At 70.6% G+C, this 11,028-nt stretch carries 9 protein-coding genes; 8 read left to right on the top strand and 1 reads right to left on the bottom strand.

Going from position 1 to position 11,028, the window contains the following annotated elements; all coding sequences use genetic code 11:
- Positions 1-121: 121 nt before the first annotated feature.
- On the bottom strand, positions 122-622 hold the full coding sequence (gene bldD, locus AB0M92_RS28565; RefSeq protein ID WP_007263032.1) for a transcriptional regulator BldD: 501 nt from the start codon (positions 620-622) through the stop codon (positions 122-124).
- Positions 623-887: 265 nt separating this feature from the next.
- Between bldD and pyrR the strand changes: the two genes are divergently transcribed.
- The 8 genes from pyrR (at position 888) to pyrF (ending at position 10,946) form a co-directional block, all read left to right on the top strand.
- Positions 888-1,484 (top strand): bifunctional pyr operon transcriptional regulator/uracil phosphoribosyltransferase PyrR, encoded by a 597-nt coding sequence (gene pyrR / locus AB0M92_RS28560; protein WP_048477872.1) that lies wholly within the window; start codon positions 888-890, stop codon positions 1,482-1,484.
- 142 nt (positions 1,485-1,626) lie between these two features.
- Positions 1,627-2,616: an aspartate carbamoyltransferase catalytic subunit gene (locus AB0M92_RS28555; protein ID WP_030157459.1), complete on the top strand. Its 990-nt coding sequence runs from the start codon at positions 1,627-1,629 to the stop codon at positions 2,614-2,616.
- Positions 2,617-2,618: 2 nt separating this feature from the next.
- The gene (locus AB0M92_RS28550; protein ID WP_366105174.1) at positions 2,619-3,905 is read left to right on the top strand and encodes a dihydroorotase; all 1,287 of its coding nucleotides are present in this window, start codon (positions 2,619-2,621) and stop codon (positions 3,903-3,905) included.
- Positions 3,902-4,483 carry a hypothetical protein gene (locus AB0M92_RS28545; RefSeq protein ID WP_123515372.1) on the top strand — a complete coding sequence of 194 codons (582 nt, stop codon included), beginning with the start codon at positions 3,902-3,904 and terminating at the stop codon, positions 4,481-4,483. The genes AB0M92_RS28550 and AB0M92_RS28545 overlap by 4 nt, the downstream gene beginning before the upstream one ends.
- On the top strand, positions 4,480-5,622 hold the full coding sequence (gene carA, locus AB0M92_RS28540) for a glutamine-hydrolyzing carbamoyl-phosphate synthase small subunit (protein ID WP_366105173.1): 1,143 nt from the start codon (positions 4,480-4,482) through the stop codon (positions 5,620-5,622). Before AB0M92_RS28545 ends, carA begins: the two co-directional genes overlap by 4 nt.
- Positions 5,615-8,923 carry a carbamoyl-phosphate synthase large subunit gene (gene carB / locus AB0M92_RS28535; protein ID WP_366105172.1) on the top strand — a complete coding sequence of 1,103 codons (3,309 nt, stop codon included), beginning with the start codon at positions 5,615-5,617 and terminating at the stop codon, positions 8,921-8,923. The genes carA and carB overlap by 8 nt, the downstream gene beginning before the upstream one ends.
- Before the next feature lie 83 nt (positions 8,924-9,006).
- Positions 9,007-10,116, top strand: coding sequence for a quinone-dependent dihydroorotate dehydrogenase (locus AB0M92_RS28530; protein WP_366105171.1), 1,110 nt, complete (start codon positions 9,007-9,009; stop codon positions 10,114-10,116).
- The gene (gene pyrF, locus AB0M92_RS28525) at positions 10,113-10,946 is read left to right on the top strand and encodes an orotidine-5'-phosphate decarboxylase (protein ID WP_366105170.1); all 834 of its coding nucleotides are present in this window, start codon (positions 10,113-10,115) and stop codon (positions 10,944-10,946) included. The genes AB0M92_RS28530 and pyrF overlap by 4 nt, the downstream gene beginning before the upstream one ends.
- Positions 10,947-11,028: the final 82 nt, after the last annotated feature.

Raw genomic sequence — 11,028 nt, 5'->3', positions numbered from 1 at the left:
CCGGCCCGGCCCCTCCTCTATCTTCCCCACAACCCACACAGCGCATCGAGTCGCCGCCCCCGCCCCCGCCCGCCACGCCCCCCCCCACGCCGGTAACGTTTCTGCTGGTCCTGCGCGGGGACTAGATGTCCTCGTGGGCCACGGCGCGACGCGCGTCGGCGTCGAGGACGCCCCAGCTGATCAGCTGCTCGGTCAGGACCGAGGGGGACTGGTCGTAGATGACGGCCAGGGTGCGCAGGTCGTCCTGGCGGATCGACAGCACCTTGCCGTTGTAGTCCCCGCGCTGGCTCTGGATGGTGGCGGCGTACCGCTGGAGCGGGCCGGCCTTCTCGGCGGGCACGCCCGCCAGGCGCTCCAGGTCGAGGCGCAGCTTCGGCGGCGGCTCGGCGGCCCCGCCCGGGGTCGTGCCCGGCAGGAGCTCCTGCACCGGAACCCCGTAGAAGTCCGCCAGCTCGGCGAGGCGCTGGACGGTCACGGCGCGGTCCCCGCGCTCGTACGACCCGACCACCACGGCCTTCCACCGGCCCTGGGACTTCTCCTCGACACCATGGAGGGAGAGGCCCTGCTGGGTGCGGATGGCGCGGAGCTTGGCCCCGAGCTGTTTGGCGTATTCGCTGGACATAACGCTCCCGGACGCTGTGACGCTGTGACGACATGGGCACTGACGACATGGACCACGTGCGGCTCCGCCGCGCGGCCTGGTAACTCACTGTGAGGTTACGCAGCGTTACTTGGATGCGTCAAGCCGAATGATGTCGCACGCCCACGTACGAGGGGCATCGCCCGGGCCCCGTGCCGGTTCCCCGCCCGGGCCCTGGTAACGTGGACCGCGTACATCAGACGTCCTTTAAGGTCCGTCCCGTGAGGCGGAGAAGGAGGTCCTTTTCATGGACGCTCAGGCTGCTCAGAACGTCGGTGCCCAGAGCACCGAGGCGATGCGCCCCGTGCTGGAAGCACAGGACATCGCGCGGGTGCTGACCCGCATCGCCCACGAGATCGTCGAACGCGCCAAGGGCGCCGACGACGTGGTGCTCCTCGGCATTCCCACCCGCGGCGTGTACCTCGCCCGCCGGCTGGCCGCCAAGCTCGAAGAGATCACCGGTACGAAGATCCCGGTCGGATCCCTCGACATCACCATGTACCGCGACGATCTGCGGCTGAAGCCCGCCCGCGCGATCGGCCGCACCGAGATCCCCGGCGACGACATCGACGGACGCCTCGTCGTCCTCGTCGACGACGTGCTCTTCTCCGGCCGCACCATCAGAGCCGCCCTCGACGCACTGGGCGACCTCGGCCGCCCCCGCGCCGTGCAGCTCGCCGTCCTCGTCGACCGGGGCCACCGCGAGCTGCCGATCCGCGCCGACTACGTCGGCAAGAACCTCCCCACGTCGCTGCGGGAGACCGTCAAGGTCCAGCTCCAGGAGGAGGACGGCCGAGACGCCGTGCTGCTCGGCCAGCGGACCGACACGGCGGCCGGGCAGTAGCCCGTACGAGTGGGGGCCCCGAACACGGGGGCCCGCGCGCGAGCCTGCCCGCAGGACCGCGCACCCCGCCGTCCGCAGCCCTGCCGCCCCGCTGCTCAGCACCTCTCCCCGCTCTGACCTCATCGACCAACGGAGCACCCTGATGAAGCGCCACCTCATCTCGGCCGCCGACCTCACGCGCGACGACGCCGTCCTCATCCTCGACACCGCCGAGGAGATGGCACGCGTCGCGGACCGGCCGATCAAGAAGCTGCCCACCCTGCGCGGCCTCACCGTCGTCAACCTCTTCTTCGAGGACTCGACCCGCACCCGGATCTCCTTCGAAGCGGCCGCCAAGCGGCTGTCCGCCGACGTCATCAACTTCTCCGCCAAGGGCTCCTCGGTCTCCAAGGGCGAATCCCTCAAGGACACCGCGCTGACCCTGGAGGCCATGGGCGCCGACGCCGTCGTCATCCGCCACCACGCCTCCGGCGCCCCCTACCGGCTCGCGACCTCCGGCTGGATCGACTCCGCCGTCGTCAACGCCGGCGACGGCACCCACGAGCACCCCACCCAGGCCCTGCTGGACGCCTTCACCATGCGCCGCCGCCTGGTCGGCCGGGACGCCGGCCTCGGCAAGGACCTGAACGGCCGCCGCATCACCATCGTCGGCGACGTCCTGCACAGCCGCGTCGCCCGCTCCAACGTGCAGCTGCTGCACACCCTCGGCGCCGAGGTCACCGTCGTGGCCCCGCCCACCCTCGTCCCGATCGGCGTCGAGAGCTGGCCCTGCGAGGTCTCGTACAGCCTCGACGACGTGCTGCCGAAGTCCGACGCGGTCATGATGCTGCGTGTGCAGCGCGAACGCATGAACGCCGCCTTCTTCCCGACCGAGCGCGAGTACTCCCGCCGGTACGGGCTCGACGGCGACCGCATGGCCAAGATGCCCGAGCACGCCATCGTGATGCACCCCGGCCCGATGAACCGCGGCATGGAGATCACCGCCGAGGTCGCCGACTCCGACCGCTGCACGGCCGTCGAGCAGGTCGCCAACGGCGTATCCACCCGGATGGCCGTGCTGTACCTGCTGCTCGGAGGCTCCGAGCCCGCCGTCACCACCACCAGCACGCCCCGTATCGAGGAGAGCAAGTAATCATGAGCAAGATCCTGATCCGCGGGGCGAAGGTACTCGGTGGCGAGGCGCAGGACGTCCTGATCGACGGCGAGAACATCAGCGAGGTCGGCCGGAACCTGTCCGCCGAGGGCGCGACCGTCATCGAGGCCGAGGGCCGGGTCCTCCTGCCGGGCCTCGTCGACCTGCACACCCACCTGCGCGAGCCCGGCCGCGAGGACTCCGAGACCGTCCTGACCGGCACCCGCGCCGCCGCCTCCGGCGGGTACACCGCCGTCTTCGCCATGGCGAACACCTTCCCGGTCGCCGACACCGCCGGCGTCGTCGAGCAGGTCTGGCGCCTGGGCAAGGAGTCCGGCTACTGCGACGTGCAGCCCATCGGCGCCGTCACCGTCGGCCTGGAGGGCAAGCAGCTCTCCGAGCTGGGCGCCATGCACGACTCGGCCGCCCGCGTCACCGTCTTCTCCGACGACGGCAAGTGCGTGGACGACGCCGTGATCATGCGCCGCGCCCTGGAGTACGTGAAGGCCTTCGGCGGCGTCGTCGCCCAGCACGCCCAGGAGCCCCGCCTGACCGAGGGCGCCCAGATGAACGAGGGCGTCGTCTCCGCCGAGCTGGGCCTGGGCGGCTGGCCGGCCGTCGCCGAGGAGTCGATCATCGCCCGCGACGTCCTCCTCGCCGAGCACGTCGGCTCCCGCGTGCACATCTGCCACCTCTCCACCGCCGGCTCCGTCGAGATCGTCCGCTGGGCCAAGTCCCGCGGCATCGACGTCACCGCCGAGGTCACCCCGCACCACCTCCTCCTCACCGACGAGCTGGTCCGCTCGTACAACGCGGTCTACAAGGTCAACCCGCCGCTGCGCACCGAGCGCGACGTCATGGCCCTGCGCGAGGCGCTCGCCGACGGCACGATCGACATCGTCGCCACCGACCACGCCCCGCACCCGCACGAGGACAAGGACTGCGAGTGGGCCGCCGCCGCCATGGGCATGGTCGGCCTGGAGACCGCGCTCTCCGTCGTCCAGCAGACGATGGTGGAGACCGGACTGCTCGACTGGGCGGACGTCGCCGAGCGCATGTCCTTCGCCCCGGCGCGGATCGGCGGCCTGGAGAACCACGGCCGCCCCGTCTCGGCAGGTGAACCCGCGAACCTGACCTTGGTCGATACCTCGTACCGTGGTGTCGTGGACCCCGCACACTTCGCCTCCCGCAGCCGCAACACGCCTTACGAGGGCCGTGAGCTGCCGGGTCGCGTCACTCACACCTTCCTGCGGGGCCGGGCAACGGTCGTGGACGGGAAACTGGCGTGACACCTGCAGTAATCCAACTGGCCGCAGAGGCTGCCGAGCGACAGTCGGCGGAGGTGACGGACTGGGGCGCACGCATCGCGTGGGTGGTCGGTCTGCTCGTCTTCATCGCGTTCGTGTACTGGCTGATGCGGCAGGGCTGGAAATGGCGCGGCGCCCTGCAGAGCGATCTGCCGGAGCTGCCCGCCGCCCCCGACGGCCTCCCCGAGCACCGGCTGGCCCTGACCGGCCGCTACCACGGGTCCACCACCGCGGGGCAGTGGCTCGACCGGATCGTCGCCCACGGTCTGGGGGTGCGCAGCCGGGTCGAGCTCACCCTCACCGATGCGGGCCTCGACGTGGTCCGTCCGGGGGCCACCGACTTCTTCGTACCGGCCGCGCAGCTGCGCGGCGCCCGCCTCGACAAGGGAATCGCGGGCAAGGTACTCACCGAGGGCGGTCTCCTCGTCGTCACCTGGGCGCACGGCGACAAGCTGATCGACTCCGGATTCCGCTCCGACCGCGCGGCCGAACACGCCGCCTGGGTCGAAGCCATCAATCTCATGAACCAATCCATCACGACGGAAGGCGCCGAACGATGACGACCTCCACCAGGGGAGCAGCCAAAGCTCCCGCCGTTCTCGTCCTGGAGGACGGTCGGGTCTTCCGCGGCCGCGCCTACGGCGCTGTGGGGGAGACCTTCGGCGAGGCCGTGTTCTCCACCGGCATGACCGGCTACCAGGAGACCCTCACCGACCCGTCGTACCACCGGCAGGTCGTCGTGATGACCGCCCCGCACGTGGGCAACACCGGTGTCAACGACGAGGACCCCGAGTCCTCCCGGATCTGGGTCGCCGGCTACGTGGTGCGCGATCCCGCCCGGGTGCCGTCCAACTGGCGCTCGCGGCGCTCGCTGGACGAGGAGCTCGTCCGGCAGGGCGTGGTGGGCATCTGCGGTATCGACACCCGTGCGCTGACCCGGCACCTGCGCGAGCGCGGTGCGATGCGGGTGGGCGTCTTCTCCGGCGAGGCGGTCGCCGATGACGCAGCGCTGCTGGCCCGCGTCCTGGAAGCCCCGCAGATGAAGGGCGCCGACCTTTCCGCCGAGGTCGCCACGAAGGAGGCGTACGTCGTCCCCGCCATCGGTGAGAAGAAGTTCACCGTGGCCGCGGTCGACCTCGGTATCAAGGGCATGACCCCGCACCGGATGGCCGAGCGCGGCATCGAGGTGCACGTGCTGCCGGCCACCGCCACCGTCGAGGACGTGTACGCGGTCGACCCGGACGGCGTGTTCTTCTCCAACGGCCCCGGTGACCCGGCCACCGCCGACGGCCCCGTCGCCGTCATGCGGGCGGTGCTGGAGCGCAAGACCCCGCTGTTCGGCATCTGCTTCGGCAATCAGATCCTGGGCCGTGCGCTCGGTTTCGGCACCTACAAGCTGAAGTACGGGCACCGGGGCATCAACCAGCCGGTCCAGGACCGCACCACCGGCAAGGTGGAGGTGACCGCGCACAACCACGGCTTCGCCGTGGACGCGCCCCTGGACAGGGTCTCCGACACCCCCTACGGGCGCGCGGAGGTCTCGCACGTGTGCCTGAACGACCAGGTCGTCGAAGGTCTCCGGCTGCTCGACCAGCCGGCCTTCTCCGTCCAGTACCACCCCGAGGCCGCAGCGGGCCCGCACGACGCCGCGTACCTCTTCGACCGTTTCACCGCCCTGATGGAGGCCGAGCGTGCCTAAGCGCACCGATATCCAGTCCGTCCTGGTCATCGGCTCCGGCCCGATCGTCATCGGACAGGCCGCCGAGTTCGACTACTCCGGCACCCAGGCCTGCCGCATCCTCAAGGCCGAGGGCCTGCGGGTCATCCTGGTGAACTCCAACCCCGCGACGATCATGACCGATCCGGAGATCGCCGACGCCACCTACGTCGAGCCGATCACCCCCGAGTTCGTCGAGAAGATCATCGCCAAGGAACGCCCCGACGCGCTCCTGCCGACCCTCGGCGGCCAGACCGCCCTCAACACCGCGATCTCCATGCACGAGCAGGGTGTGCTGGAGAAGTACGGCGTCGAGCTCATCGGCGCCAACGTCGAGGCCATCAACAAGGGCGAGGACCGCGACCTCTTCAAGGGCGTCGTCGAGGCCGTCAAGGCCAAGATCGGCTACGGCGAGTCCGCCCGCTCGGTCATCTGCCACACGATGGACGACGTCATCGCCGGCGTCGACACCCTCGGCGGCTACCCGGTGGTCGTGCGTCCCTCCTTCACGATGGGCGGCGCCGGTTCCGGTTTCGCGCACGACGAGGAGGAGCTGCGGCGCATCGCGGGCCAGGGCCTGACACTGTCCCCGACCACCGAGGTGCTCCTGGAGGAGTCCATCCTCGGCTGGAAGGAGTACGAGCTGGAGCTGATGCGCGACACCAAGGACAACGTGGTCGTCGTCTGCTCCATCGAGAACTTCGACCCGATGGGCGTCCACACCGGCGACTCCATCACCGTCGCCCCGGCGATGACGCTGACCGACCGCGAGTACCAGCGGCTGCGCGACATCGGCATCGCGATCATCCGCGAGGTCGGCGTCGACACCGGCGGCTGCAACATCCAGTTCGCGATCGACCCGGTCGACGGCCGCGTCATCGTCATCGAGATGAACCCGCGCGTGTCCCGTTCGTCGGCGCTCGCCTCGAAGGCCACCGGCTTCCCGATCGCGAAGATCGCCGCCAAGCTGGCCATCGGCTACACCCTCGACGAGGTCCCGAACGACATCACCGAGAAGACTCCGGCCTCCTTCGAGCCGTCCCTCGACTACGTCGTCGTCAAGGCCCCGCGCTTCGCCTTCGAGAAGTTCCCGCTCGCCGACTCCACCCTCACCACCACCATGAAGTCGGTGGGCGAGGCCATGGCGATCGGCCGCAACTTCACCGAGGCGCTCCAGAAGGCCCTGCGCTCCCTGGAGAAGAAGGGCTCGCAGTTCACCTTCGTCGGCCCCGTCGGCGACAAGGACGAGCTCCTCGCCACCGCCGTGCGTCCCACCGACGGCCGCATCAACACGGTCATGCAGGCGATCCGGGCCGGTGCCACCCAGGAGGAGGTCTTCGAGTCCACGAAGATCGATCCCTGGTTCGTGGACCAGCTCTTCCTGATCAAGGAGATCGCCGACGAGCTGGCCGCCGCCGAGAAGCTCCACCCCGAGCTGCTCGCCGAGGCCAAGCGCCACGGTTTCTCCGACGCCCAGATCGCCGAGATCCGCGGGCTGCGCGAGGACGTCGTGCGCGAGGTCCGCCACGCACTGGGCGTCCGCCCCGTCTACAAGACGGTCGACACCTGCGCCGCCGAGTTCGCCGCGAAGACCCCTTACTTCTACTCCTCCTACGACGAGGAGTCCGAGGTCGCGCCCCGCGAGAAGCCCGCGGTGATCATCCTGGGCTCCGGCCCCAACCGCATCGGCCAGGGCATCGAGTTCGACTACTCCTGCGTCCACGCCTCCTTCGCCCTGTCCGACGCCGGCTACGAGACCGTGATGGTCAACTGCAACCCGGAGACCGTCTCCACCGACTACGACACCTCCGACCGCCTCTACTTCGAGCCGCTGACGCTCGAAGACGTGCTGGAGATCGTCCACGCCGAATCACTGGCCGGTCCCATCGCCGGCGTCGTCGTCCAGCTCGGCGGCCAGACCCCCCTCGGGCTCGCCCAGGCGCTGAAGGACAACGGCGTCCCCGTCGTCGGCACCCCGCCGGAGGCCATCCACGCCGCCGAGGACCGTGGAGCCTTCGGCCAGGTCCTGGCCGAGGCGGGCCTGCCCGCCCCCAAACACGGCACCGCCACCACCTTCGCGGGCGCGAAGGCCATCGCCGACGAGATCGGCTACCCGGTCCTGGTCCGCCCCTCCTACGTGCTCGGCGGCCGCGGCATGGAAATCGTCTACGACGAGGACCGGCTCTCCTCCTACATCGCCGAATCCACCGAAATCTCCCCGACCCGCCCCGTCCTGGTCGACCGCTTCCTCGACGACGCCATCGAGATCGACGTCGACGCCCTCTACGACGGCACCCAGCTCTACCTCGGCGGCGTCATGGAACACATCGAGGAAGCCGGCATCCACTCCGGCGACTCCGCCTGCGCCCTGCCCCCCATCACCCTCGGCGGGCACGACATCAAGCGCCTGCGCGCCTCCACCGAAGCCATCGCCAAGGGCGTCGGCGTCCGCGGCCTGATCAACATCCAGTTCGCGATGGCCGGAGACATTCTCTACGTCCTGGAAGCCAACCCCCGCGCCTCGCGCACCGTCCCCTTCACCTCCAAGGCCACCGCGGTCCCGCTGGCCAAGGCCGCCGCCCGCATCTCCCTGGGCGCCACCATCGCCGAGCTCCGCGAAGAGGGCATGCTCCCCAGGACCGGCGACGGCGGCACCCTGCCGCTCGACGCGCCGATCTCCGTCAAGGAAGCCGTCATGCCCTGGTCGCGGTTCCGCGACATCCACGGCCGCGGCGTCGACACCGTCCTGGGCCCCGAAATGCGCTCCACCGGCGAAGTCATGGGCATCGACTCCGTCTTCGGCACCGCCTACGCCAAATCCCAGGCCGGCGCCTACGGCCCCCTGCCCACCAAGGGCCGCGCCTTCATCTCCGTCGCCAACCGCGACAAGCGCTCGATGATCTTCCCCGCACGCGAACTCGTCAACCACGGCTTCGAACTCATGGCCACCTCCGGCACCGCCGAAGTCCTGCGCCGCAACGGCATCAACGCCACCATCGTCCGCAAACTCAGCGAAGGCGAAGGCCCCGACGGCGAGAAGACCATCGTCCAGCTCATCCACGACGGCCAGGTCGACCTCATCGTCAACACCCCGTACGGCACCGGTGGCCGCCTCGACGGCTACGAGATCCGCACGGCGGCCGTGGCCCGCGGCGTCCCGTGCCTGACCACGGTCCAGGCGCTCGCCGCGGCTGTCCAGGGCATCGACGCGCTCAACCACGGCGACGTGGGCGTGCGCTCGCTCCAGGAGCACGCGGAGCACCTGACCGCGGCCCGCGACTAGCAGCCCGTACGAGGAGGGGGACACGGATGCGCGATGCGCGTCGGTGTCCCCCTCGTCATGAGCGCACAAGGGATCTTCTCGACATGTACAAACTCTTCTTCAACCTGGTCTTCAAGCGCATGGACCCGGAGCAGGCCCACTACCTGGCCTTCCGCTGGATCCGGCTCGCGGCCCGCACCCCCGTCCTGCGCACCTTCGCCGCGGCCGCCCTGGCCCCCCGGTACGAGGAGCTGCGCACCGAGGCGCTCGGGCTGCGCATGCACGGCCCCTTCGGCCTCGCGGCCGGCTTCGACAAGAACGCCGTCGCCATCGACGGCATGTCGATGCTCGGCTTCGACCACGTCGAGATCGGCACGGTCACGGCGCAGGCGCAGCCGGGCAACCCCAAGAAGCGGCTGTTCCGGCTCGTGCCGGACCGCGCGCTCATCAACCGCATGGGGTTCAACAACGAGGGTTCCGAGGCCGTGGCGGCCCGCCTGGGGGCCCGCGTGCCGGTCTTCAAGACCGTCGTGGGCGTCAACATCGGCAAGACCAAGGTCGTGCCGGAGGAGGAGGCGGTGGCGGACTACGTCGCCTCCACCGAGCGCCTGGCCCGCCACGCGGACTACCTGGTCGTGAACGTCTCCTCGCCGAACACGCCCGGCCTGCGCAACCTCCAGGCCACCGAGTCCCTGCGCCCGCTGCTGACGGCCGTACGGGAGGCCGCGGACCGCACGGTGACCGACCGCCGGGTCCCGCTGCTCGTCAAGATCGCCCCGGACCTCGCGGACGAGGACGTGGACGCGGTCGCCGACCTGGCCCTGGAACTCGGCCTGGACGGCATCATCGCCACCAACACCACCATCGCCCGCGAGGGGCTGGGCCTGAAGTCCTCCCCGGACCTGGTGAAGGAGACCGGCGGCCTGTCCGGTGCCCCGGTCAAGGAGCGCTCCCTCGAAGTCCTGCGGCGGCTGTACGCTCGTGTCGGAGACCGGATTGTCCTGATTGGTGTGGGCGGCATCGAGAACGCCGACGACGCCTGGCAGCGGATCCTGGCCGGCGCCACCCTGATCCAGGGGTACAGCGCGTTCATCTACGAGGGCCCGTTCTACGCCCGCGCCATCCACAAGGGCCTGGCCGCCCGCCTGGCCGCCGGCCCCTACGCGACCCTCGCCGACGCGGTCGGCGCCGAGACCCGAAAGGCAGCTCTGTGACCCCCTTCGGTACCCGCCTCCGTGAGGCGATGGACACCCGCGGCCCGCTCTGCGTGGGCATCGACCCGCACGCGTCGCTGCTGGCCTCCTGGGGCCTGGCCGACGACGTCGCGGGCCTGGAGCGGTTCTCCCGCACCGTGGTGGAGGCGCTCGCCGAGCAGGTGGCCGTCTTCAAGCCGCAGGCCGCCTTCTTCGAGCGCTTCGGCTCCCGCGGCGTCGCCGTGCTGGAGCGCACGGTCGCCGACGTCCGCGCCGCGGGCGGCCTGGTGGTCATGGACGCCAAGCGCGGAGACATCGGCTCCACCATGGCCGCGTACGCCGAGACCTTCCTGCACAAGGACTCCCCGCTGTTCTCGGACGCCCTCACGGTCTCCCCGTACCTCGGCTACGGCTCGCTGAAGCCGGCCGTGGACCTGGCCCGGGAGAACGGCGCGGGCCTGTTCGTCCTGGCCCTCACCTCGAACCCCGAGGGCGCCGAGGTGCAGCGGGCGGTCCGCGAGGACGGCCTGAGCGTCGGCGCGACCATGCTGCGCCACCTGGCGGCCGAGAACGCGGGCGCCGGGCCCATGGGCTCCTTCGGTGCGGTGGTCGGGGCCACCCTGGGAGACCTGTCCTCCTTCGACCTGGACATCAACGGCCCCCTGCTGGCCCCGGGCGTCGGCGCCCAGGGTGCCTCCGCCGCCGACCTCCCGGCAGTCTTCGGCGACGCCGCCCGCAACGTGGTGCCGAACGTCTCGCGCGGGGTGCTCCGGCACGGTCCGTACCCGGCGGGGCTCCAGGAGGCGGCGGCGCGCTTCGCGGCCGAGATCCGGGAGGCCGTCCCCGCCTAGGACGCCTCCGCGGACCCCTCGCGGTACGCGTTCCCGTTCGACCTGACGAAATTCGAACGTACTTCCTCGGACAAAACAGGGG

The organism is Streptomyces sp. NPDC051582 (genome assembly GCF_040681715.1).
Classification (GTDB): domain Bacteria; phylum Actinomycetota; class Actinomycetes; order Streptomycetales; family Streptomycetaceae; genus Streptomyces.
The sequence above is the reverse complement of the archived record's forward strand: the minus strand, read 5'-3'. Positions and strand labels throughout refer to the sequence as shown.

Bases quoted from the DNA above. Each gene is read 5' to 3' on its own strand.
- bldD (WP_007263032.1), bottom strand. From the start codon at position 622: ATGTCCAGCGAATACGCCAAACAGCTCGGGGCCAAGCTCCGCGCCATC.
- pyrR (WP_048477872.1), top strand. From the start codon at position 888: ATGGACGCTCAGGCTGCTCAGAACGTCGGTGCCCAGAGCACCGAGGCG.
- AB0M92_RS28555 (WP_030157459.1), top strand. From the start codon at position 1,627: ATGAAGCGCCACCTCATCTCGGCCGCCGACCTCACGCGCGACGACGCC.
- AB0M92_RS28550 (WP_366105174.1), top strand. From the start codon at position 2,619: ATGAGCAAGATCCTGATCCGCGGGGCGAAGGTACTCGGTGGCGAGGCG.
- carA (WP_366105173.1), top strand. From the start codon at position 4,480: ATGACGACCTCCACCAGGGGAGCAGCCAAAGCTCCCGCCGTTCTCGTC.
- AB0M92_RS28530 (WP_366105171.1), top strand. From the start codon at position 9,007: ATGTACAAACTCTTCTTCAACCTGGTCTTCAAGCGCATGGACCCGGAG.